Below are 24,405 nucleotides of genomic sequence, written 5' to 3'. Positions count from 1 at the left end.
GGTTCACCTACTCAACCAGCGTGAGTGCCAGATAACTCACTGAGCAGAGTGAAACCAACCACAGCACCAGCAGTGAGATCATTGCCCGGTAAAACATGACTCTTGTTCCGTGCAGGCGATCAGCCAGAGAACGCGAGCGGGCAAATTTTTTCGGCCACAGCTGCGCCATGCCCCGGTCAAACTCAGCAAGGTCGTCTTCGTTGTTGAGCAATGCGAAGAGCCGTTCATCGAGCCATAAACGCCAGCAGTAGTAGTGTGTGATGAAGAACAACACCATTAACGGCAGGCTCAGCGCGAAGTAGAAAAGGCTGAGTATCAGCGCCAACGGCGGCAGTGTCAGCGCGGCAAAGTAGCGCCAGCTTGCCAGATGAATTTGCACAATTCGGTTGGTCATCATGATGTCTGACATAGCTGTTCCTTGCTAAAGGCTTCGAGGATTGCAATGTGTGCAGGGGTGAGAACAATCTGCGGGCGTCGGGACTTAATGAGTTCAACGGCCTGAACGACAGAAGCTGCATGTCCTTCCGCCAGCAGCCACGCCGCAATCACTGTGGCACTGCGCGATAAACCCAGCGCGCAGCAAACCAACACCTTGTCACTTTCCCGGTGTAGTTGCTGAAGCTGTCTTACCGCAGTGCGCAAATGCGCAATGTCGGGCACCAGCAGATCCATTAGCGGATAGGCCTGCCATCGCTGTGCGTTCCGGTTGCCTTTGTGTAATTCTGCGGTCAGATCAAAAACGGCAAAATCTTGCTGCGTCTTGTCCGGAAACCTGCCCAGCGCTACGCCAGCGACAATCTCATTACTTTGCGCGCTATGCCGGGAAAACCAGCGGCGGGAAATCCTCACGCCTGTCAGATAGGGTAAAAGCAGCAGGCGTGCGGAGAGGGATAAGTTGCCGCAACTGTTTTTCTGGAACACCGTCACGCCCAACCCGGCATAGCCCGCAGCCACCGCCAGCAGCGCTATGGCAGGCCACAACAGCAAATGACCACAGGGGATCGCTATCCCCGCCAGTAAAAACAGCATTCCACCCAGGCCGTATTTGCCAGCAAGACGTCGCGCGTGCCAAGTGGGGCGCTGCCAGCGCCATTCTCCTCTAATTGGAACCAGGTAGCTGATGATGACCGCAACCCCAATCCCGCTAATGACATCGATAAAATGGTGCTGCCAGGTGGTCAATACGGAGACAGCAATCAGCAGGAACCAACCGCCCGCAATGATTCTTGCATTGCGATTCAGATGCTGGCGAAAGCGCAGCCAGAGCAGCCAGGTCAGAATAATGTGCAACGAAGGGGCCTGGTTATAGGGTAAATCAAACTGTTCAAGCTGGCGGAACAACCAGCCGAAGGCACCCTGGGTTTCCGGGCGCGTGAAGGTAAACTTCAGCGGGAAAAGTAAAAACGCTGCACACGCCACCAGCGATGCTACTAGCAGGCGATAGCCGTGACGCATCAGCTCTTGTCTTGATGTGCAGATGAACAGTGAAATACCGTAAAGCAGGTCGATGCTCCAGTAAGGCACGATGGTCCAGGGAACAAATAGAATCGAACGTTCCCAGGCAAACACCAGGCTTTCCACATCATCGCGGGTCGCGGTGTAGGTATTCACCTGCCCGTAGCTGAGAAAAAACAGGGGCCCCAGCAACATCAGCCAGCAAAGCCCCTGTTTCCAGGGGCGAAAAGGGCGTTGTGTCAGCAACGATTCAGTCATGCTATTTTCTTACCGCCAGCGACACGGTAAAGATGCCAAACTCATCGATCAGCTGGTGGCATTTCTCAAATCCAGCATCTTCGACCAGCGTATCCATCTCTTTCTGGCTGCGTACGCGCATCAACCAGGGAATACCGTTCTGGTGGCTGGTTAAGGTCCATGCGATGGTTTTCAACTGCGGATGCCACGGTTGCCCGGTATAAACCAGCACGCCGCCCGGTGGAATGGCGGCTGCCAACCCGGCCAACGAAGTTTTGATTAACTGGTTGCTCGGGAACAGTTCATACAGGCCGGAGACAATCCCCAGCGTCGGCGCAGGCGCGAGTGTGGCGAGCGAGTCATAATCGAAGGCATTGCCTTTTTTGAACTGCGCGAGATGGCCTAATTGACGCGCTTCAATCATCGCCTGGCCTTTTTCCACATTCAGATCGCTGTAATCTCGCAACAAGATGCTTTCAATTCCCGGCTGTTTCTCTAGTGCATCAAGAACGTAGCGGCCATGTCCGGCGGCTATGTCGACTACGCGAATCGGCAAATTGTGCTCTTGCAGTTTTGCTACAGCCTGCGCAATCACCTGCTGGATATTCTCTTTACGCATGCGAATGCCGCGCCAGCCAATGCTGTTGAGGTACTGCCTGTCGATGATACGGCCAACAATGCCGGTGCCTTCAGCCGTGTTGCGGTAGACATAATCCAGTGTACTGCCAGAGTCAAAGCCGGTTTCATATCCCAGGCGCATGCCTTTTGACAGCCGACCAATGGTTTTCATGCCAAAACTTAATGAAGCGTAGGACATGCCTTGTAGTGAGCAGCGCTTAGGTGGTGCCTGCAGCTCACGGTACGCATCAGCGCCCGGACTCCACTGATCTTCATGGCTGTAATCGAAGGTGTAAGGTGCCGCGTGGTAAAGCTGTTCAATAAACGGCTTCATTTTATCGAAGGCAAGCTGGCGATCCTTCTCTCCCAGCGTATCGTGATAAAAACCGGGCAGAATATGCTGCTCTTTAATGACGCTACGCAGCCCCTGATAGAATTTTTTCTGCGGTCTGGTGTGCACCACAAAATCATCGCCGGATATCAGCAGCTGTGTTGGCACGGTGATGGCGGCAGAGTCAGCAACAATACGCTCCGCCGTTTTATACAGATCCAGCAGAATATTCACGGCAATCTGACGGGTGATGAATTTATCCTGCTCAAAGCTGCGAATGCGCTCGGGGTCGTGGCTGAGAAATTTCCCTTTGACGTAAGAGTTCACGTAAAACAGACCGCGAATACGTTGCAGCATAGCCAATCCCGTGCGTGCGAAAGGCACATACAGCTTCACCTTGAACGCTGGAGAGGCCAGCACCATACCGCGAATTTTAGGCGCGTAATCATGCACCCAGGTAGCGACCAGCACCGCACCGACGCTTTGCGCAATCACAACAATATCTTCAATGCTCACCCTGGCTTGTTCAGCGACAAAGCGAACAAATTCATCGACGTCCTGCACTGAGCGAGCCAGGCTTGGGCTGTAACCTCGTTCTCCCGGCGAATGTCCGTGTCCACGCGCATCCCAGGCGTAAAAATGGGCATCCGGCATCAGTAACTCATCGACAACATGCTGCAAACGCCCGGAGTGCTCATGCCCGCGATGAAATAGCACAATCACTTTTTTGCTCTGCGCATCCTGCGCGGGCCAGTGGCGAAAATAGAGAGATTCACCGTCGCTGGTTGAAAAAGATCCTTCCTGAAATAAACGTGCTTCCTGGCTCATGATGATTTCCTTATGACTTGCTGTTGTAATTCGACAAAACGATTTAATAACGCGCTTTTAAATTCGGCCTTGTTGTCCTGATAACGCAGCGGATCGTCGATATAAATATCGATAAAGAACGGCACCGGTATTTTCTGACCTTTACCCATTGAGCGATCCAGCCCGTGCATATAGACCGGAATGATGGGCACATCCGGGCACTGCTGGCTGAGATGCCACAGGCCAGATTTAATTTCTGACAGTTTCCCCGGCTCGCCGCGCGTGCCTTCCGGAAAAATAATCACAATTTTCTTTTCCGCCAGCGCATCGACGCAGGCCTGCAATGGATTAGCCTGATGCGCTCCGCGATAGACCGGGATGATGCCAATCACCTTGAGCGCAAACCAACCCACCACTTTGTTTTTCAGGAAATAATCAGCGGCAGCCACCGGCTGTACATTCACCAGCGTCGAGAGGGGAAACAATGTGAAGAGCGTCAGCACATCAAGATGGCTGTTGTGGTTTGCCACAATGATCGCCGGGCCTGTTTTCGGTAGCTTCTTGCGGTTGGCCACGGCGACACCCAGCCAGATCCACACCACCGGATAAGCGATGCAAAGGGTAAAGATCCAGCGCAGCATGCGGTTCATGTGCGCCTCCTACACGTAGAAGTAGTAATAGAAGTGGAAGAACAGCGGCGCGGTGTAGATCAGTGAATCGAGTCGATCCAAAATGCCACCGTGTCCGGGCAGCAATTTGCCGGAATCCTTCACACCAAAATCGCGCTTGATCGCCGACATCACAACATCGCCGCAAAAACCGCTTGCACCAATAATTAGCCCAGCACCTAGCGAGTGGAGATAACTCATCGGTGTCAGCAGTGGGCCAAGAATCACAGCCAGCAACATGGTGGTAAGGATGCCACCCAGCAAACCGGCCAGCGTCTTATTCGGGCTGACTTTGGGCGTTACTCGAATCCTGCCCAGCGATTTTCCCCACAGATACTGGGCAATATCATTCAGCTCAGTCAGCGCAACGAGGAAGAACACCAGCAGCGCACCGGCGCTGGCATCCGTACCGGGTAAGGTCATCAGGTAGGCAACGTGGCTCAGAGCGAACACGGTGGTCATCATGCCCCAGTGCATCACCGACGCAGAGTGCAGAAAACCTTTGGTATCACCGGCAATCACCATGCGAGCGGGCAGGAAAAGGAAGACGTAAACCGGGATAAAAATGATGAACATGCCGTACCAGGCCATGCCGGTCCAGAGATATTGCACCGGGATAGCGGCATACATCCACAGCAGCGGCATACTGTCAGAACGCCGTGTGGGTGCTAGCGTCAGATACTCTTTTAACGCCAGGAAGCTGATGAAGCCGAAAAAGGTCAGCGCCAGCCACTTCGGTGACAGCATTGCTAACGAGAACAGGCAAATAATTACCCACCAGCTATTAACGCGCTGCTGCAATTCCACCCAGTTGCGCTGCGGGCGGCACTTTCTCAGCACAAAAATAATCAGCGTCGCCAGCATGAGAACGACGAAGATACCGCCCAGGCAGTAATAAAGCAGGTGTCTGGAGTCAGCCATTTTTCGCCTCCATCGCATTGCGGCAGCGATTCAGGCTGGTCAAGCACAGGAACAGGGCGGCGATGGCAAACACTGCGTTAGCGTAGCCGATAGACTGCGGCCACAGCGCAATCACCAGGCCGAGAGCACCAAAGATAAATGCGCGGTCACTTTTGCCTAACGGGCCACGGTAGCTTCGGATGCCGTTCAGCGTCTGGCACATCACACCGCAAAATTCGCTCAGCCAGGCAAGCAGCACCACCAGCACAACCCACCAGCCAGAGATGCCAGTAACAAAGGCAAAAGCGAGGTAGAGTGCCGCGTCGGAGATAATGTCACCCACCTCGTTGAGGATTGCCCCGAGGGTGGATTGCTGATGGAATTCCCTGGCTAACATGCCATCAATGGCGTTTAGCGCCATGCGGAAAAACAGGAAAACGGGCAGGGTGATAAAAAAGCGTGGATCGGGGAAACGCATCAACAATGCGCCCAGTACTACAGAGGTGAGCATGGCAAACAAGGTTACCTGGTTCGCGGTGATACCCTGCGCATGTAACCTGACGACCAGCGGTCTTAATAAATGCTGAAACTTCGGTTTTATATCGTATAGCGTCACTTTGTGGCTCCTGCCGTTAAATTGAATAGTTACTTCAATAATTCCAAATTCAGGGTGTTATCCCTTACTTCAATCGTGCGTGGTGAATCCGCATCAAGCTCCTCACGGCTCAGCACCCGTTTCCATGTACCGCGCTCCCGGTCCGGTTGGCGGAACAAGCCCACGACTGCGACAAACTGCGCCTGCTTCTCCATTGGCATATCCAGGCTGACGCTTTGTCCCGGCATGACGCTGAGCTGCCGCTGCGCCACCAGGCTCTCTTTCAGCACCCAATCTGGCTGTGTCAGCAGGCTGCTGTATTCAGCGTTATCGAAACGTTGACGCGTGCTGAGCTGTAAAATATTCAGGCGTAAAGGCATCGACTGCTGGGCGTCGTCTTGATTGATCGCCGTACGCGCAGTGAAGGTCAGGTGCAGGATATTGACCTGACGATAAAACACGGCATCGGCAATGCTTGCTGTTCCCTGTTTGGTTTTTTGCCACGCTCCACAACTGCTCAGCAACGTTGGCGACAGCAAAATCAGCAACACATGAGCGAAGCGAACTTTCATTGTTCACCTCCCTGATACGCATCTTCATTTTGCGTAGCGGAAATAAATATCCGCGCAGGCATGCGGAAGCCGCGCAATTCGAGTAGCGCCAGCGGGCCACTGCCGAGCTCCGTACGTATCTGATAGTTGAGTGTCAGCCCGTCTGGCGTCGGCCAGGCAACACGATAGATGTTGTTCCCCAGATTGGTGATGCGGGCTTTATCCAGCAGGCGGATCAGGCCCCAGCTTCCAGGGTGATCGGCATAAATGCGGGTTCCGGTATGGGTGCTGCGCCAGGTTAGCGTGGTTTGCGGTTGCCAGCGGTTGTCAGGCCAGTTCAGCGTTTGCCAACTCTCTTCCTGGTTAAAATATTGCAGCTTCTGGCGATCCACCGTCAGCTCTGATTCCACCACGTCGCGGGAAGGTTTTGCCATCATCTGAAAATGCAGTTCCACATCTCCCCGGACAAATGCGGTGTTCGCGATGTGCGTCAGTTTATTCAGCGCATTCAGAAAAGCAGGATCAAACGTCAGTCCCTGGCTGTTCATGGCATCCGGCACCCAGCGATCGCCTTCGAGCCGCAACAGGCCAGCGAGGCGACTGTTAACGAACTGCGCGATACGTCCGGTGTCGGTACGCATAAACTGCGCCAAATGCGGTAAAGAGACGTCGCTTTGTCGGTTAGCAAACGGATAGCGGTCGGCAAACGATTGATCCCACGGCGTTACAATATCGTTCTGCCACTGGCTGTTAATGCTTTCAGCAGTGGGGCTAAGCACTTGCTCCCACGCCTGCACCATCGGCTCGACAAATATCGCCTGACCAAACCCGCTCCACTCCTGTCCGAGGCTGGCAGCAATCAGACTGCCGTAATCGCGGGTGTCAGTCAGATCAACGGCTTTGCCCTGAAACACCGTCAATGCTAACGACTGCATCATGGCCTGCGGATCCGGCGCGTTGGTGACCTGCTGCAGCCGCAGACGAACACGGGTAATACGAGTCAGGAAGATTGGCAGGCTGAGGCTATCTTTAGCCGCTGCGCCGGTATCGGTTAGCGCCAGCAAGGGTCCAAAGGCGTCATCCATTGGGCCACGTGCACCTTGTGGTCTGGCGATGGCCTGGGTTTTGTCACTGCTGAGCAGATTCTTTGCCGAGCTCACCAGCGAATCGGTAAGATTACCGCCAGTTTGCCCCGTCCGGCCTTGCACATTCAGCGTGTTCATCAGTGCAATCAGAGGTGACTGGCGTATGTCGGCCAGCAGGGTTAACTGTTCAATCGATTCTGACAGGCTCTCCGCCCGCTGCCATTGCAGGCTATTGAGGAATTTCAGCCAGGCTCCGGCGTAATCGGAGAAATAGCGATCTGTCAGCCGCGCTTGCAACGTATCCGCAGAGACATCAATATTGCTGGCCGTTTTGTTATCGCTCAGCACCCAGTCAATTTCATCGCGACGCACTTTCGCCGCTTGCTCAATCGCAGGCTCTACTGCCTCTTCCCACGCTTTACGGGTAAAGACGCCGGGCACGGTTTCATCGGTATTGAACAACCTGCTGCTGTCGGTGCCGCTGACCATCTCACTGAGCGTCATATCAGCATAATCACGGGACACCTGCTCAATGAGCTGCTGATAGCGTGAGGTCTCCGCATTGCTGGCACCAATCTGACGCAGCAGCGCTGAGCGCATACTGCTGACCAGTCGCATATCCGGTTGTAACTGCCACTCTGGGTGCGCAGGCAGATTCGTCATCATAAAGGCCAGCATAGCGCCGCCATTGTTGCGCCAGCTTGCGTCCGGAATGCCATCACGCCGTTGCCAGACCTTCATTACCGTGGCGCTGAAAAACGCCGGATCGGATTGTTCGGGATGTGCCAGCATCAGGTACGCTTTCAGCAGGTCATACATGCTTTTGGCCTCATCGGCCCGCAGCGGGCTATCGGGCGGCAGGTTACGCCAGCCGCTCATCAGCGTAGTCAGGCGCTTGACGGAGGCATCACGCAGCAGCGGCATGGCCGCCTGCTGCCATTGCTGCCACAGCGAATCCAACAGTGCGTCATTCTGGCTGAGGCCAAAACGCAGATACCAGGGCGCAGCATATTGCTGACGATGTTGCAGACGCTCGATCTCTCTCTGCAACTCGCGCAAGGCTGAAAGCTGCTGCTGCAGCGGCTGACGGGAATCTGTTGCAGCGGCGGCAAGCAGCTGATCTGCCTGTATCAGACGCATATTGGCAATCCAGGAAAACATCAGGCAGGCCATCCACATCACCAGCAGGCAGGAGCAGAGCGTCAGCACCGTTTTCCGCCATGAGGCACCGTTAGTTAGCGGCCTGCGCCAGTGAAGCGCCAGTAAATCCCGCCAGGCTTTTCCCGGCTGCCAGGCATTTCGCAATGAAGCGCTTCCGGTAATCTCCGGCTGGCTGAGCACGACTCCCGCTAGCGGCAGCGCTCTTGCGCCTGTGGAGAGCTGCGACAAAGTTCGTGTCAGGCGATCCGCGCCACCGCTGCGCAGCACGTGCGCCAGTTCCAGTAAAAAACTGTGCTGGCGATTACGCTCAATTTGCTGCATGCCGCGCTCAACCAACTGGTGCTGAAGATCATCCAGTGACTGACGGTAATCGTCCGCACTATCACCTTGCGCAATGGTAAATCCGATCCCCTGCGCGGGGGCGTTATGCAGAGAGGGGGCGTGAATCTCCCACAGCCACAGCGGGATATCCTGGCCCAACAGGTTGTAGCGCTTCTGCATCTGGCGAGCCGTGCTATCCAGCACATCCTGGTTCATTTCCGCTTCTGCGTTCACTACCCACACCACCGCATCGGCCAGCTGGCGGCGAATTTTGCGTAACGCCCGCAGCTGCGCGGGTAGCGGATCTTCCTGTGGACTGCCGTGCCAGAGCAGCAAGATATGATGCCCCTCAAGCCAGTGTTGAGTTGTCAGGCCGGGAATACTCCGTTCAACCAGATGCTCATCCCCGACCACCAGTAGAATGCGTACCCGGCTGCGCCAGCGCCACCGATACTGGTAGCGCATCTGGGTAATGATCTCATGCACCCACTGATATTCTGCAGGGCGCTGTTTCTGCGAATCAGTTGCGCCTGTTGCTTCACGCGCGTTGAGTCGTACCAGTCCGCGCCAGGCGAGAATAAACAGTGGACAGAACCACACCAGCGCCAGCCAGACCATCAATGACCAGAAAGCAATCTGGCGCGGCAGAGCCTCCGGCAGATCAACGCTGCTGCCTGCGAAGTAATAGAGCTCTGCGCCAGTCAGCACCAGCAGGGTTACGGCTAGCAAATAGCCACAAACCAGCCAGAACAGCGAGTGCCGGGAATTAGTGCGGGAGGTTTCCACGGGGAATACAAACTCCTGTAATGTATTGAGATTCCATTTCTGCGGCGATCCAGCCGCAGGACTGGCCGTTGAACGCCGAGAGCAGCGCCAGCGACCGTAAAGTAAACGGTGTGATTTGCCCGGCATGGCCGAGCCATGGGGCAAGTACGTGATCCAGCGCGGACCAGCCGCCCTCCAGCAATGCTTCCATGGCGGGGGCATCTGCTGCGATCACCGTATCCGGCATATCACTTAATCCGGCATAACGGGAAAGCTGTGAAACGGCCAGAGTGGCCGTTTCACCCAACGCCGGTTGCCAGCACTCCGAGCGATGCATCAGCGCAGTCCCCTGCGCCGAGCAGAGCCAGGCAAAGGCGGCTTCCCCGGCAACCGGGGTGCAATCAGCCAATCCTTCGCCGCTTCCGGCACACAGCAGCAAAACCGGAGCAGTAGTGGCGAAGAGATCGATAACGCTATCTGCGCCATCAATTGCACTGAGTCGAAGGGTTTCCTCTGGCAACGTCATGCCCGCTGCCAGTAGCGTTTCGCGAAAGGCGAGCAGACTTGGGTCATCACCCAGCCAACAGAGATGCGTTATTGAGCGTGTATCACCTAACTGACGCACATGCGCCATCAGGCGATTGGCGAGATAAACCGCCAGCATGACAGGACGACTGCGGGCGCTGTTAAGCACCAGTGGGCAAAGCAACTGAGCGTAACCTTCTGCGTTGATGCCCGGTTGTGGAGCGTCAACTGGTTGCGACAACAGCGCCAGATGTTCCGACGCGTCGTCTCCAGCTGGCGTCACCAATAAAACGGCTTCAATCGGCAAAGCCTGGCTGCGCTTTCGCCACCAGGCATCCAGTGCCAGCGAGGTTTCTGCATAGTGCGTGCGGCTGTTATCGCTAGATTGCAGCCATACCAGCCAGCGCAGCGTCACCGCCAGCAACCAGCACAGCAGCGGCAAGACCAGCGCGCAGAACCAGAAAAGCGGCGAACGGGTCGGCTTTCCCTCCGGCCACAGCAGAATGGTGGTCATCGCAGATATAAACAGCAGCACGGGCAACGCCACCCACCAGCGCCGCCAGCGGGGCGGGTAAATGGTGGCGTAATCGGCATAAACCGGCGGTTGATTCATCCGCAGACATCCATATCGGGCAGGGAGCTGACCAGCGTGCAACCACAGGCGCATTTATGCCCATCGAGCGCCACCGCTTTACCGTTTACGGTGCTGTTGGTTGCTCCCTGAATAATGGCGGTCATGCCGTGCTCGTTGCATTTCGCTTTGTCATTGACGCAGGCCACCGGCTTGCCAAACGCGTTAAAACTGCCGCTGAGCACTTCACCACCATAAGGTTTGAGCTTATCGCCAACGCGCACCAGTTTTTTAAGTGTCATACCACTCGCGCTCCCGAGGATTTCAGCATATCGACGGCAGAGGTCATCATGGCCTGGTGCTGTGATGTGAGCATTTGCTGGCTTGCATGGGCGACTAATGTGCCCGGCTCGCGAGTGGGATTCAGTAACTGTGCTGTACCGTCCTGAAGTGGAATAGCTTTGCCAGTTGCATTGTCAATAACCGTCCAGAATGGAACGGGCTTATCTACCTTCGTGCCCGGGAAGATATTCTGCATTTCAGCGTTGCTTATGCTGCTGGATGGATAGTAGAGCGCATTATTTTTAACGCGATAGGATGTTCCATCGTGAGTAACAGGAACGCCTATCAACTGTTGGTGAATTGAAAACAAATACTGATCTTTATTGCTTTGGCTGCCGTAATAGATCGAGCGATAGAAAAAATAGCCGCCCCAGGGTTCACGTGTGCCCAGCGCAGAGTGCATAAACCAGGCGCGCGAATCGTGAATCTGATCGTCAAACAGCGCGACCACCAGCGCCATCGTTGGATCGGGTGTTACAGTGCCCTGTTTTGAGGAGAAAAGACGCGGATAAAGCCTTTCACCATCCTGCTTTATATTCCGCTGCTGCGTAATCTCATCATCAGTGTTAATCAGCCATACAATGCCTTTGGGGATTTGGTTAAGAACAAATTCACTCCAGCTTTGCGGCCTTATCTTATTCAGGTAGTCATTTTTAAATTCATCTGCGGCTTCCTGAAGTTGTTGTTTATCTATCAGTGGTTCAAAATCAGGCGGGCCCGCCTGATTTAGCATCTTTCCAGCGTCTTTAAGCGCAGGGTTCAATTTTGCCGCTTTGCGTAAGTATTCAATCTTTTGCGCCTTTTCCTCTCGCGCCTTTTTAGTCTGTTCCAGCATTTCTTTCGAATGCTGTTTAGCATTGAGATAAAAAGGTTGGCTGGCATAGCTGCCGTTAGCATAGCGACCAATACGCCATGCGGTGATCAGCCCGATTTGATCGGCAACGGCGTCGTCCAGTGATTGCGAAAGAAGATGTGGGATATAACCATCATCAATAGTGCATTGCTGGTCGAGGCTGGTCTGATCTTTTTCAGACAGGATGGTTTGTCGCCATGCATTGAAGCGCTTGACCAGGGATTTATTTATATCGAATTCCTGGAAGGTGGAAGAGGGCATTACCCTTGACGGTTTCATTAAACGTAATTCGTCAGGTATTGAGTTTTCCATCACCGTCAGAGGTGCACCTGCTGCAAATGCAGCAGCATAGAGATCATGCAGAATAATCTGCGACAACAGATTTCCCGGGTAGTTGGGGTCATCACTCTGTCCGCCCACCAGCCCTTTTCCCTGGTCGCCCGGCGGATAGCCGCCGCCGATATCCGAATGCATACCGGGGTAGATGACCTCCTGAGTGGCTGGCGGATAGCCACCGCCTGGGCGGCATACCGAGTCGAGCGGAAAGCACAGGCGCTGCTCATGGGCCGCAACAAAATGGCGACAGCATTTAATTAAATGAGGAAAGCGTTTTTCATTAGGCAGCAACTGCGTATTGTTGGCCCATCCCATATGCCCATCGACCAGAGGTGCAATATGGGCAATCCCCACGGATGGCACAGTATCCAGCAGACCTAAGAACTCAATGCTCAAAGGGATGCCGAGTATTGATTGTTCCGGTTTATTTGCACCTTTTGGGATTTCAAATAGACCTGTTAGCCAGTTCACGAAAGTACGTGCCTCTGCCGCACCACGAGAAAAACCATAGATAAACAGTTTTATCTTAAGCAACTGAGGTTTGGCGGTAGCAACCTTCGCCTTCATTTCTGTATTCAAAAATGAATAGAATGCAGCTTTACGGCTTTCAGGGTTATCAAACGGCCAGTCGGCTGCCATTCGTGAGATTTTGCTTCCTGCTTCAGAAGCGAAAATTCGTTTCTGTCCTTTTGTAATAGCGCACATAACTGCATCAGCCAACATTAGTAAAGCCCAGTTTATTCTTGCTTCACCCCCAGTGGCATAGGCAAGACCAGCGCTGCTGTAGTTCATTTCACCAATCTCTGGGAAAACAGTCCCAACACCGGGCATGTAATAGGAGAAATAACCATCATCTTCAGCAGTGGCTGGATAGGTTGCATGAAACAACTTTGCAATATTTGTTGGATGCGTTGGACTGGAATGATTGGTGTCGTTATCTTCGTTATTACCCGTTCCATCAAAAAAGAAACTGACATGGAGGCTTTGCGAGCAAGTAAAACCCGCGCCGTTACGTCGCTCAGTTTGCGCATTAAATTGTTGCAGATGCAGCTCTTCCTCTCGCTTTTGCTGCAAGTAGTTTTCGACGACCGCTTTATGGGTAACCGAAAGACGTCCGTTTTCCGGAAAATACGGTGGAGCCCAGACATTTGCTCTGGTTTTTATTTGGGACATGTTGCTGGCTCCTTCATATCCGTTGGTTCTTTAATCGGGTAAGTATCCGCACCGTAGCTAGCTATACCGGCGTAAACCTTCACCTGCTGGCAGGGTAGAAAATGCACGGTGATGCCTGCACTTTCATCATATTCAGGAATAGGCACATCAGCGCTGTACTGACGATATTTCGCTTTATGCAGAGCGTAAGCATTTTGGTCATATCCGGCCCCCTCTTTTCTCATGGGAATTTTTTCATGAGGATTAGGATCAATTTCCCACTCAATATGAACCACTAATCCTGGCCGCCATTTATCTGGGATCATGACACAACAATATCCTCCACCAGTGCCAGGCACGCGATAACCATCAACGGAGAACCAATTAATACTTTGTCCGGCAACATGGTTAATTGCCCCTAAGTTCCCACCGCTATATTCATTAGCTCCTGATTGATCGCATCCAGCCAGGATAAGTAGGCTGCTGAGCGCCGCGAACTGTGTATGAAGACGGAGCCAACGCAACGCAACGTGTAATAATTTTATTTGGGACATGTTGCTGGCTCCTCCATATTCGTTGGTTCTTTAATTGGGTAAGTATCCGCACCATAGCTGGCGATACCGGCGTAAACTTTCACCTTCTGGCAGGGCAGAAAATGCACACTCATTCCTGCACTGTTCTCATATTCAGGAATAGGCACATCAGCGCTGTACTTAATATATTTCGCTTTATGCTGAGCGTATGCCTTTTGGTCATATCCGGCTCCCTCTTTTCTCATGGGGATTTTTTCACGAGGATTGGGATCGATTTCCCACTCAATATGAACCGTTAATCCTGGCCGCCATTTATCGGGGATCATCACACAACAGGTATTGCCAGATAATGTTGCGCGATAGCCATCAACGGTGAACCAATTAACGTGTTGGCTGGCGACATGATTGTATCCTCTGATATTTCCGGCGCTGGACCCACTGGCTCCCGATTGATCACAGCCAGCTAAAATAACCACGCAGCTGAAAAAAAATGTTTTTAACAGCTTGGTTGTATGACTCATTGTCGATGCTCCGTGAATGCTAATAGATCACCCAGATACCCAGCCTGACTTGCCAGCATTGCTATCTGCAGGCATCGTGCATATTTCGCTTCTTTTGAGAAACATGGTTCGCTGGTTTTCAACATCAGCGCCTCGGCATCACTAATACATCCCATCAGTTCAACCTGCGCATCGCTAATTCGGCTCATTTCCGGGGCATCAGCAAGTTGTCGACCCGGGTTCCAGGTACCTATTTTCCACACCACCTCGTCATCACGATCTCGCCAGCCCCAGAACAGCGCAATATCGGTGAAAGCCGCCTGCTGCTCTGGCGTCAGGACGTGCTCAAGTAGCGAGGGAAATACGCGATTGTCGTAATAGCGCAGTAAACCGGTTTGCTCTTCCCAGTGAACCTGTGACAGTGCCTGCAAATGGCTACTCAGCAGGTCGAATGCCAGTGGCGATATCAGCAACGTCAATCGCGGTGTCGTGGAGAAGTGTTCCACCAGCTGTTCAAGCCAGCGCTGGTGGCTGCTGATGCTAAAATGCAATCGCATCACCAGCGGTGAATACTCTGGCGTTGCCGCTTCAGGCGTGTTCGCAAACAGCTCGAACCAGCGTAACGGCGGGTTAATCTGGTTCAGCGCCTGTTGCAGCGGCTGTGCTGTGCCAGCCTGATCAACCAGCACATCGAGATAATCCTGTCCGGCAGCAGTGCAAAGCGCGTTAGCCTGTTTCAACCATCCATTATTCATGTCCGTCATCGCTATCCCCTTGGCGCGAAAGCCAGCGCGGCTTCCTGTGCTTTTTTCAGGCACTCTTTGCACACGGATTTAGGCAGATCAGGCAGCGTTGTTTCTTCGCTGGCAGGAGAATTCCAGACATGAACGCCACGGATGCTGGTTTTACCCGGCGAATGAATTTGGATATCACCCTGCGGCGTAATCCTGATGGTTGCGCCGCCACATCCCAGCACAATGCCGTTTTTCGCGGTCAGGCGCAGTTCACCATGAACGGTCTGCACGCTGATATCTTTCATCGCCGTCAGTCCGAGGGTATCGCCGTGCGATTCCACCGTCAGCGGACCCTGGCCCGACACCATGCGAATCCCTTCCTGCTGCGACAGCAGGGAAATCGCCTGGCTGGCGTTGACCTGAATGCGTTTGCCACTGGCAATGCTGGTTTCCATCTGGCTTTGCAGATGCAGAGTGCTGCCTGAGTTGAGCAGAATGCTTTTGGGGCTGACAACGCCAATGCCTTCTGGCGCACTCAGCAACATGGCAGGCGATTTGAGCTGGTCGACGGCGGCCAGATAAGCCCTGAGATGCGTGACATCAGGCTGGAGATTATGGTGCGACTGAGTGATCGACTGCCAGCCGCTCATCTGGCTGATCGCACCTTTGACCAGGCTTATTGCCGGTGTCATTTCCAGCACCGGCCCGGTTGCCGTGGCCTGCTTATCAGCCGTCAGGAAAAGGCCCTTGCCGGCTCGCAGCGTACCGGTGCTGTCTGTACGCAGCTCAAACCCTTCGCCGCGCTTGCTACGTGAACTGTCGACGATATGTCCGAGTGAAAGTTGGCTCTTACCGCCAAATTCCGTCGACAGTTTGACATGTTCATATCCACGGCGATCCTCAAAGCGGAGTTTGTTGTTCGCCGGCGTCCTCAGCACATTGCGTTGATAGTTATAGAGATTGACATGATCTTCATGGCGAGAATCATGCACCGCGCAGAGAATGTAAGGTCTGTCAGGATCGCCGTTGGTGAAGGCAATCATCACCTGCGTTCCAGCTATCAGTGGAAAATGCCAGCCGTAGACATTGCCTGCATAGGGCTTCGCCAGCCGCACCGGTACACTTTCAAAACCAGACTGCCAGGATTCGTTTAGATCGAACTGAAAACGCACCCGATAGCGGCCATGTTCATCAAGTTCTGCATATTGCGCATTTTCTACCGGGCTGGTAACGCGAGCCAGCAGCGTGCCTGCGATGTGCGGCCAGCTTTTCAACGGTGGGCGATAAGTGCTTTGCGGCCGAACGGGCACAGCGGTAAAGCGGATAACATAGGCGGTATCGCGCGAAATACGGGTTGATGAGGTAGACACTACCAGCAGGCCATCCGGCGCATCTGGCCACTCTTTACCTTGTGGCGAGATCACCATGCCCGGACGGATATCCATGCCGTTGCTCATACCGTCGAAAGTGACCTGCTCGGTGATCAGGCGTTCCTGGCGACGTCTGACAAACCACTGTCCCTGTTCCGGTAGAGCCTGGTACTCCTTGCCGAGCAACTGATAGTTTTCACCATAGCGATACAGCTCTCCCGTAAGCGCAGGCTTATCAGGATCGGTTTCCGCTTGCGCCTGCATGTCATTTTGCGCGTTGCGGTAATACTCATCATTGAGTCGTGTGCTGGCGGCAACGGATTGGCGATTAACGGAAATATCCCAGAGAGATTCCAGGCCGCCATCAAATAACCCTGACGGATGGCGAAAGACGATGCTTTGCTCAGCACCATAGGCCTGCGCGCTGTCACCGAGAACCAGCACATCACGGTGGTTTTCTTCATCCCAGGTGAAGTAATAAAAGACACCAATGCGCGACAGATGACGCTCTATAAAGGCGAGATCGCTCTCCGCATATGAGATATAGAAATCGCGAATCGGATATTGAGTATTCAGGCGAAAGTGATAATCCAGCGAGGAGTATTCCCAGCGTTTAAGGATATCCTCTACCGCACCCGGTACACTTTTATGCTGGTAAACGGCATAGGTCAGGCTGTTTTTTAGCAGCGCAAGGCGCGATTCCAGCGTGACCACATAACGTGTTTGGTCAGCAGAGGATTCGCACTGCTGGAAAGCGGTAACTACACCGCGCAAAATGCGGGGTTCCACTGACTGCCAGGGTTGGCCGTCAGGATAAAACAATAGCTGGGCCGTGCTGTTAATCAGAATATCGGCGGGAATATCGCGTGTAGCGCTGGTGAGTTCAATACTGTACTTCCACGGCGAATTTAATGCCTCTTCACCGCTAAAACGCAGCACCGACAAAAGAATATCGGGACGCTGATTTTTCAGCGTCTGGATGCTCAGTTGATAGTGGCTGTATATTGGCGTCTTGCCAGCCGTAATCACAAAATCCTTCTTGCCCATTTACAGATTCCTTCCTGAAATTTGTTTGCCTGAAGCCTACCCTTTGACTAACAGATATTGCAGATGACCATTCATGATGAAAGTGGCGACAATAATGGCAACCAGCACACTGCTGCGAATAAGCCACGGAGAACGTTGCCAGAAAGATGTTTTATGTTTCGAGCGCTGGATAATTATTGCTGAGTCGGCAGATCCAATCTGCTTCGGCAATAGCGCTTTTAGCTGCTGCATCAGCAACTGGCGCTCCTCATCGTCTTCCGTTCGGTATTTTCCGGCATAACCCAAATGCAACATTCTGTAGTAGCAGCTAATGGCGGCTTGAGCTGTTGCAGGTTCACGAAGCAGATTTTTGACGCGGTCAAAGAATTGCTCACCACCAATGAGGTGCCCGAGAAAGTGCCCCTGCAAAGGTGTGCGTTTCCACCAGGCAGAGATATCAGCTTGCGGAATGGTCATGATCAGTTCGTCGAGAAACACGCAGTGCGCAAATTTGATTTCTTCGCAGAGAGAAGCGGATGCTCCCGCTGTCGTGAGGTGATGCTGAACCTGTTGAATCGTATTGAAGCAGCGCTGGTAGAGTGCATCATCAACCATGATGGATTGCCCATTACGGATCGCGAGCGCCAATAGCCAGGTATCCTGCATCAGCGCATCGAGAGTATTCGCTGTGATGTTGTGTTGTGAAAACGTCATGGGCACCTTCCTGGTAACGCCTGAACATTGTTAATCCATTAATCCAATTACCGATTTCAATCGAGAAATGGCTGTTGCTCACGCTGCTGACTTAGCCGAGCAAAGGTGGACTCGCTGCCCTGAAAGGGCGATCTCCACCTACCAACGGCCCTGAGGATATTACAAGGAGTGATAGTTGATCAAACTAACAATTTGAGTTTGTAAAGCAGGATTCCAATTTTCAGCAAGGATTTACCCTCGACATTACTAGTAATCCTAACGCGATTCAGTTACTGCGGTTTTTTATTTTACATTCTGATTTTGAAAGATTTTTGATAATTCAATAAAGGGGAAGTCTGTTCTGCGTGAGTAATCATGCGGTGTGATGATGTGAATGTTAATGATGAAAATAACGATCGATAAAACGTGATTACGTTAACAGTTTTGGCAGGTTAGGGGACATTGGCAATGTCGATAAGGTCCAGCAAAAATTTAAGGGGCTGATGTAGAATTGGTATCGCTAAAGTGCGTTGGCAATACACCCCACCACTCAACGTCGTTAAACTACTGCTGAAATATTACTGCCGTTTTAACTCGTTCTTTTTAAGCATTAACTTTTCAATCAACTCATCCAACCCGCTCTCAACCAGCATCTCCACCGCATCACTCCTTGTCGTTTCACTCAATCGCACAACCTGGTCGATTTTCCTTAAAACCGACATACGCAACGACAGTGACACCGCTTTCTTTTTCTCTTTATCCAGAAATACCCGGCTGACGGTTTCGCTCTGTTGTAGTTCGGCATTGAGCTTAAGCGCTTCATTAATATGGCGCAGGCTTTTCTTATCGAGTTTGCCGGGTTCAGTAAGTTGGTAGCAGTGGGTGAGGCGGCTGTATTTGATCTCCGCAGACCAGGATTCACGCAGCTCTTTTAGCGCGCGCGTCAGCGTGGGTTCGGAGCAGTCTAGCGAGGCGAGAATACGGCTGGATGCAACCGGTTTGCCGCTGCTGAGCAGTGAGGCGAGCATGAATACGCGTGTCTGTCGGGTACTGAGTTGCATGGTCGATTGAGGCCTGCGTTAGTGGTCAATGGTCGGTATCGCCCTCCTGGCAAATGGTTTTCGACAGTATCAGAGGGTATTTAAATATCAGGTAAATAGGGTCCGAAAATTCCTACGTCCGGTTTGTGATTCAGTGGTAACGCGGTGGGCAGGAATGCCCACCCTGCGGGGGTTGTCAGGTTACCAGCATCAAGGCGCCGTCTGAGCGGGTATCGGGTGCGATGCCATATTCCTGCGCGCGCGCCAGGATGGCGGCGGCCCAGCGGCGATGCGTCGCCGGTTCGCACATCGCGCCCTGCGATTTGAATACCGCCTGGCTTGAATTAAGGATGCGGAAGGCATCCGCCTGATCGCTGGCGGAAACCATCAACATCTCCTGAATCTTGCCGATTTGGCTCGGGTGAATGGCGGTTTTGCCCACCAAACCGTGCGCGATATCCAGCGCCAGTTCCTGATCCATAATCTGCTGATCGTCGATGTGCTCGCACACCGGCGCGGTCAGCGCAAAATCGCGCGACGCGAATACCGCCACCAGCATTTTGATGGTGTAACCCATCGGGCTGTCATACAGCGTGAAGTGGCGCGAACGGCGCAGCGACAGCACATTCATCAAATCGTTACCGCCGATGCGCAGGGCGATCACGCGCTCGCGGCAGGCATGGTTTTGCAGCGTGAGGGCCAGCTCGCGCATCGCCACCACATCGAACACCTCTTCGGTTTCCAGCGTCGGCATCATGCACAGATGGCTCGGTTCGAGAATCTGCCACCACATCGGCAAGGAGTCGGCGGTGAATTTCGGCAGCACAAAACCGTCTATCGCGCTGAGGTTGAGGTTTTCCACCAGCCACGCGCCCATCTCGCTGTTGCGCGGACGGATAAACACCAACGGCCACTGCGCGTTGCCATTGGCACGCTGTTCGGCATTCAACACCAGCAGGATCTGCTGGAGATTGTGCAGCGCCTGCGGCAAATCCGCATCACTGACCGCATCTTCCAGGCAGATCACCAGCGAGCGCAGGCCACTGATTTTATTGTGCAGAATGGCATCGACGATATCGCTGCGCACCGCCGGCATATACAGCGTTGCGCCCAATCGCCATGGAGAGAGACGGCCGTTCATCACAGCACCTTTTTGATTATCGTCACGGCGCGGTATTGCCCAAGATCGGCACCCGCTTCTGTGATGGTCAGCCCTTTTTGTTGGGCAAGATAGACCAGCAGCGCCACGTCGGGATCGTTCACCGAACGGACCAGCACCTGATCCGGCACGCGACGCAGCACGGCGCGCGTGGCTTCGGCGATGCCCGGCTTAATGCGGTTGATGCTGTTCACCTGATAACGCGCCGCCAGCATGGCGATCACCGCTTCACTTTGCGCCACCAGCTGCTGCTGATGTTGTGGATCCTGCTGGCACGCGGGCAGGGCGCTGACATCCAGCGATCGCGCATATTCCGCCACGGTGTTCACCAGCTGCTGGCTGCAATCGTATTGCGCCAGATGGTCGCATTGTACGCAGCCGTGCAAGCCCGCTTCAGACCACAATGATCGCGAGATCAACCCTGAAACCGGCGCGCCCATAATGCCAAACGGGATCAGCCAGTCATCATCGCTGGCCGAAAGCCACGCCCGACCGCACGGATCGGCCAGCACCACCAAGCGCGGCTGTGCCGGATAGCCGGGACGATGTTCGAGGCTGCGGATCAGCTCGCCGGTGATGGCGCCTTTGCCGGTCCAGCCATCGACGAACACAATGCCTGCGGTGCCGTGGCGCGCTTCGATGATCTCCAGCGCAGCCTCATCAATCCCGCGATCGCGGATGATGCTGATGCCGTAATGGTACGATTCGCGGCCCATCGCGCGCAGCGCCTGTTGCAGCATCACGCCGAGCGGCACACCCGCGCGTACCAGGCTGGCGAGCACAATCGGCGTGTCGCCAAACTGGTGTGCCAGCGTCCGCGCCAGCATGGTGACTTCTTGCGCCAGGCGCCCGGCACCTGCGTCAAGCGCGCGGGAAAACAGCTCAAGGTGCCAGCGCGTCGGTTCCGGTTCCTGGCTCAACATCTCGGAATAGTGACGCGCACCGGATTGGATCAGCTGCTCTTTTTGCTCCACCGGCGTCATGTCGATCTCGACCGGCTTAAGCAGAAATTCGACGTCGCCGGCTCGGTACGATCCAGAGAAAGGCAAGTTATTCACCATCTGTTTGTTCTCCGAATATTGCCTGGTTGATGCGTTCGGCAAACTGGCTCTGACGCGGAATGCCGTACCAGCTGCACAGCTTCATAAAGCGGTGATCGCTGAGGCTGTCGCCAAGGCCAATCACCGGGAAAACGCCGCGCTCGTCACGCAGTTTTTCCAGCAGGTAGCTGACGGCTAAACCTTTTTCCACCACGTTCGGTAGCCAGGCGACGTTGTTGCTGTTGCGATGGATGTAGTAGCCGGCGGTGGGGAAGCGTTGCTCGATTTCATCGGCGATGGCGTAAAGCTCTTCGAGGCGCGTGCTGTCGCGGTGCTTCATCACCAGATAGATCGGCGTGACGCCATATTCATAGTTGATGCGCGCCCAGCCGTTGATGTCGCGCTCTGCCATCAGGTCGGTGATCGCCTGCTGCATCGAGAGCAGCGCCGGGCCGTACGGCGTCAGTTTTTCCAGCATCTGCGCGCGCCATTCGGCATCTTCCTCGCCTTGCGGATTGAGGATCACCGCGCCGTGCGTGGTCACCGCCCACGATCGGAAAGGGATCTGCACGCGGGCAATCTCTTCGGTGCCGCGGGCGGTGACCGGGATCAAATCGGCCTGCTCGATCATCCAGTCAACCAGCATCGACTGCTCTTCCGTCATAAAGCTGCGCGGTTGCAGGCTGAGATCGAGCGCGCCAGTACGGAACGGCTCAAGATCGAGCTCGTCCACCATTTTGCGGCGCGTCTGAAAAAGCGTGTCGTCAAGGTCGGAAAAAATCACCGGTTTATTCATAGCTGATCACCTCCACCTGTGGCGCAATCTTGGTCAGTGCCGTGGTTAACAGCGGATCCACGCTGTCGACCGGCGTTTCGATGCACAGCAAAATGCGGTCAAACTGCTGATGCGCCACGTTGTAAACGAAGTTGGCGATGCCGAGACCGTAGTTATCACCGAAGGCGATAGCTGATTCGATGGCAAATCCGGTAGCGATTGGCGAGCGCGTGGTGGAGCTGTATTTCACCTCTGCGCCTTGTGCCGCCAGACGTTCAGCCAGCAAGAAAGGTTCCCAGACAAATTCGCTGCTGCCGAGCACGAGGATTTTTTCTCCCGGCTGCGCCTGAATCGCGCAACCCAGATCCCCCGCTGGCGCTGCCATGCCGAGTCGGCCCCAGCGCTGTTTGCCGGTTATTGGCACGGTGGCGGCATCGTTAAGTACCATCGCTGGCATCGGCGGCAGCGCGGCGTCGGGATCCTGCTGCCAGTGCCAGTCGCCTTGCACCAGCGACACGGTACGCACCGGCACCGGACAGCGCGCGGGTAACGCATCGCCGCTCCAGTCGGTGAGCGTGACGGCGATAACCTGCTCGATCAGCGTTAAGCCGCCGTCGTTGCGCAGCGCTTCGAGCAGGTTAATAAAGGTGTTGCCGGTGGTGGCTTCGTCATCAATCATCACCAGCGTGCGCGCGTTGAGCACGCGCTGGCGCAGCTGCGCATCATCGGGCAGGTAGATCAGATGATCGGTGGCGTGGCTGTGATTTTCTTTAAACTCGCACAGCAAATCCGCCTGCTGCGGATGGCGCGTTGAGGTGAGATACACCGGTTCGCTCACACGCTGGCGCACTTCATCAAACACGCCTGCGCCGAGGCCAACGGCGGTTTCCGCCATGCCGATAAACAGCACCGGGCCGTCAGAAAGCGGCGGGAACTGCTCCGCCAGCTGGCGATACACGGCGCGCATTTTCTCCGGCGCGACCGGAATGTGGCGGCCAAGCACTTTACTGACGAATAGAAAAGCGCGCTTGGGATTGCGGCGCTCGGCGATCTCGAACAGATCGTCGATGGAGCTGATGCCGCCGGTAGGTGTGACGCTCAGCGTGCCGCATGACAGCGTCCTGCTCCAAAGTGTGGTCATGGATTGTTCCTTATTGAACTTGGTTGGACAGGACGGGGTTGTACGCCACCACATCGCTCAGCGCGCGGACGGTGGCTGGCGTGAAGTCGCGGCGGCCGTCGTCGATCACCTGCTGCTGACTGATCAAGCCTAGCTGGCGCAGGGCAAACAAGCCGGGAAGATTGACGCCGCTGAAACGGGTGTAACCAATGCCGCCGGAAGGGCGCATATTGATCTCCAGTAATAGCGGTTTGCCGCTGGCATCATTGCGCGTCTGCACGTTGATCAATCCATCCGCGCCCATCGCAGCGGCACAGGCTAGCGCCAGCTCAAAGGCTTCGCCGCGGTTCTCCAGATACTGCAGCGCCCCTTCTTTACGGCGCGCCACGGCGGCCAGCACCTTGCCGTTTTCCGCCAGCATATCAACCGAATATTCCGGGCCCGGCAGATACGGCATCAGGACCAGCGGCTCCATGCTGTCGGCGGCCTCCAGCGCCTGTAAGTAATATTCGGCTTTCACCCGGCGTGCGTCGGGATGGGTAAACGGCGCCATCGGCGAGGCGCTCTCATCAAACTGCCAGAATCCCATGCCATAAATACCGGTAACCGGTTTTACGCACAGCGGCAGATCGCCAAAGGGTTTACCGGCGATCAGCTCACGCAACTGTACGGGTGAATCAACGCGCAGTGAAGGCACCACCGGCAAATTCAGGCTTTTCATATGGTGGGCAAACGCGACTTTGTCATCGGCCAGATCCAGCATTACAACATCGCGTGCGCCGGTGGTTAAGCGCGCACCGCTGGCTTCGATAGCGGCGCGATGGGCTTCAAACCAATGAGCATGTCGACCGGTATGGATCGCCTGAATGGCATATTTTTCTACGGTAGAAAGAATAAATTCGAGGCGCTGATTTACATCACCAGGTTCAATTAATGCATGATCCGCCAGCGAAAGTATTTCATTACGCGATTGGCGATGTGATGCATAAATCGACACGTTGTAGTTATGTTTTTTAGCTGCAGATGTTATGCCATTAATTATATCGCGTTGGGAGGATAAACCTTCCATTAGCCAAATTTTGTGAGACATTTTTAATTATTTCCGCAAGAGGCTGGTGGCTGGATTATGGTTTGCGAGTTTA

At 54.3% G+C, this 24,405-nt stretch carries 22 protein-coding genes; all 22 read right to left on the bottom strand.

Going from position 1 to position 24,405, the window contains the following annotated elements:
* Positions 1-7 precede the first annotated feature (7 nt).
* The gene (locus tag MWH02_RS06095) at positions 8-409 is read right to left on the bottom strand and encodes a hypothetical protein (protein WP_271460082.1); all 402 of its coding nucleotides are present in this window, start codon (positions 407-409) and stop codon (positions 8-10) included.
* Positions 394-1,713, bottom strand: coding sequence for a phosphatase PAP2/dual specificity phosphatase family protein (locus MWH02_RS06090; RefSeq protein ID WP_271460081.1), 1,320 nt, complete (start codon positions 1,711-1,713; stop codon positions 394-396). The genes MWH02_RS06095 and MWH02_RS06090 overlap by 16 nt, the downstream gene beginning before the upstream one ends.
* A gap of 1 nt (position 1,714) precedes the next feature.
* Positions 1,715-3,469 (bottom strand): bifunctional alpha/beta hydrolase/class I SAM-dependent methyltransferase, encoded by a 1,755-nt coding sequence (locus tag MWH02_RS06085; RefSeq protein ID WP_271460080.1) that lies wholly within the window; start codon positions 3,467-3,469, stop codon positions 1,715-1,717.
* On the bottom strand, positions 3,466-4,098 hold the full coding sequence (locus MWH02_RS06080; RefSeq protein WP_271460079.1) for a lysophospholipid acyltransferase family protein: 633 nt from the start codon (positions 4,096-4,098) through the stop codon (positions 3,466-3,468). Before MWH02_RS06080 ends, MWH02_RS06085 begins: the two co-directional genes overlap by 4 nt.
* A gap of 9 nt (positions 4,099-4,107) precedes the next feature.
* A complete protein-coding gene (locus MWH02_RS06075) occupies positions 4,108-5,037 on the bottom strand; it encodes a phosphatidate cytidylyltransferase (RefSeq protein ID WP_271460078.1) in 930 nt (309 codons plus the stop codon).
* A complete protein-coding gene (locus MWH02_RS06070) occupies positions 5,030-5,632 on the bottom strand; it encodes a CDP-alcohol phosphatidyltransferase family protein (RefSeq protein WP_271460077.1) in 603 nt (200 codons plus the stop codon). The genes MWH02_RS06075 and MWH02_RS06070 overlap by 8 nt, the downstream gene beginning before the upstream one ends.
* A gap of 29 nt (positions 5,633-5,661) precedes the next feature.
* Complete coding sequence (tssJ, locus tag MWH02_RS06065) at positions 5,662-6,183, bottom strand: type VI secretion system lipoprotein TssJ (RefSeq protein WP_271460076.1); 522 nt, start codon at positions 6,181-6,183, stop codon at positions 5,662-5,664.
* The gene (locus tag MWH02_RS06060; protein WP_271460075.1) at positions 6,180-9,515 is read right to left on the bottom strand and encodes an ImcF-related family protein; all 3,336 of its coding nucleotides are present in this window, start codon (positions 9,513-9,515) and stop codon (positions 6,180-6,182) included. The genes tssJ and MWH02_RS06060 overlap by 4 nt, the downstream gene beginning before the upstream one ends.
* Positions 9,496-10,632 carry a KPHS_23130 family T6SS system protein gene (locus MWH02_RS06055; protein WP_101763291.1) on the bottom strand — a complete coding sequence of 379 codons (1,137 nt, stop codon included), beginning with the start codon at positions 10,630-10,632 and terminating at the stop codon, positions 9,496-9,498. The genes MWH02_RS06060 and MWH02_RS06055 overlap by 20 nt, the downstream gene beginning before the upstream one ends.
* A complete protein-coding gene (locus MWH02_RS06050) occupies positions 10,629-10,892 on the bottom strand; it encodes a PAAR domain-containing protein (protein WP_101763290.1) in 264 nt (87 codons plus the stop codon). Before MWH02_RS06050 ends, MWH02_RS06055 begins: the two co-directional genes overlap by 4 nt.
* Positions 10,889-13,294 (bottom strand): T6SS phospholipase effector Tle1-like catalytic domain-containing protein, encoded by a 2,406-nt coding sequence (locus tag MWH02_RS06045; protein ID WP_101763289.1) that lies wholly within the window; start codon positions 13,292-13,294, stop codon positions 10,889-10,891. Before MWH02_RS06045 ends, MWH02_RS06050 begins: the two co-directional genes overlap by 4 nt.
* Positions 13,282-13,827: a Tli1a family immunity protein gene (tli1a, locus tag MWH02_RS06040; RefSeq protein ID WP_101763288.1), complete on the bottom strand. Its 546-nt coding sequence runs from the start codon at positions 13,825-13,827 to the stop codon at positions 13,282-13,284. The genes MWH02_RS06045 and tli1a (MWH02_RS06040) overlap by 13 nt, the downstream gene beginning before the upstream one ends.
* Positions 13,815-14,327 carry a Tli1a family immunity protein gene (gene tli1a / locus MWH02_RS06035; protein ID WP_101763287.1) on the bottom strand — a complete coding sequence of 171 codons (513 nt, stop codon included), beginning with the start codon at positions 14,325-14,327 and terminating at the stop codon, positions 13,815-13,817. Before tli1a (MWH02_RS06035) ends, tli1a (MWH02_RS06040) begins: the two co-directional genes overlap by 13 nt.
* Positions 14,324-15,070: a toxin Tle1 chaperone Tla1 gene (tla1, locus tag MWH02_RS06030; RefSeq protein WP_101763286.1), complete on the bottom strand. Its 747-nt coding sequence runs from the start codon at positions 15,068-15,070 to the stop codon at positions 14,324-14,326. The genes tli1a (MWH02_RS06035) and tla1 overlap by 4 nt, the downstream gene beginning before the upstream one ends.
* A gap of 2 nt (positions 15,071-15,072) precedes the next feature.
* Complete coding sequence (locus tag MWH02_RS06025) at positions 15,073-17,457, bottom strand: type VI secretion system Vgr family protein (RefSeq protein ID WP_271460074.1); 2,385 nt, start codon at positions 17,455-17,457, stop codon at positions 15,073-15,075.
* 36 nt (positions 17,458-17,493) lie between these two features.
* Positions 17,494-18,150 (bottom strand): type VI secretion system protein TssL, short form, encoded by a 657-nt coding sequence (gene tssL, locus MWH02_RS06020; RefSeq protein WP_271460073.1) that lies wholly within the window; start codon positions 18,148-18,150, stop codon positions 17,494-17,496.
* A gap of 557 nt (positions 18,151-18,707) precedes the next feature.
* Positions 18,708-19,190, bottom strand: a complete 483-nt coding sequence (locus MWH02_RS06015) for a tellurium resistance protein TerW (protein WP_101763283.1) — start codon at positions 19,188-19,190, stop codon at positions 18,708-18,710.
* A 175-nt stretch (positions 19,191-19,365) separates the two neighbouring features.
* Positions 19,366-20,310 carry an HpcH/HpaI aldolase/citrate lyase family protein gene (locus MWH02_RS06010; RefSeq protein WP_271460072.1) on the bottom strand — a complete coding sequence of 315 codons (945 nt, stop codon included), beginning with the start codon at positions 20,308-20,310 and terminating at the stop codon, positions 19,366-19,368.
* Positions 20,310-21,389: a cysteine protease StiP family protein gene (locus tag MWH02_RS06005; RefSeq protein WP_271460071.1), complete on the bottom strand. Its 1,080-nt coding sequence runs from the start codon at positions 21,387-21,389 to the stop codon at positions 20,310-20,312. Before MWH02_RS06005 ends, MWH02_RS06010 begins: the two co-directional genes overlap by 1 nt.
* Complete coding sequence (locus MWH02_RS06000; RefSeq protein WP_271460070.1) at positions 21,379-22,164, bottom strand: HAD family hydrolase; 786 nt, start codon at positions 22,162-22,164, stop codon at positions 21,379-21,381. The genes MWH02_RS06005 and MWH02_RS06000 overlap by 11 nt, the downstream gene beginning before the upstream one ends.
* A complete protein-coding gene (locus MWH02_RS05995) occupies positions 22,157-23,284 on the bottom strand; it encodes a phosphoribosyltransferase domain-containing protein (protein WP_271460069.1) in 1,128 nt (375 codons plus the stop codon). The genes MWH02_RS06000 and MWH02_RS05995 overlap by 8 nt, the downstream gene beginning before the upstream one ends.
* A 10-nt stretch (positions 23,285-23,294) precedes the next feature.
* Entirely contained in the window at positions 23,295-24,353 is a 1,059-nt protein-coding gene (locus MWH02_RS05990) for an ATP-grasp domain-containing protein (protein WP_271460068.1), read from the bottom strand.
* Positions 24,354-24,405: the final 52 nt, after the last annotated feature.

This window comes from Pantoea leporis, from assembly GCF_028048155.1.
Taxonomy (GTDB): Bacteria; Pseudomonadota; Gammaproteobacteria; order Enterobacterales; family Enterobacteriaceae; genus Pantoea; species Pantoea leporis.
Note: the sequence above shows the minus strand (reverse complement) of the source record. Positions and strands in the feature narration are given on the sequence as shown.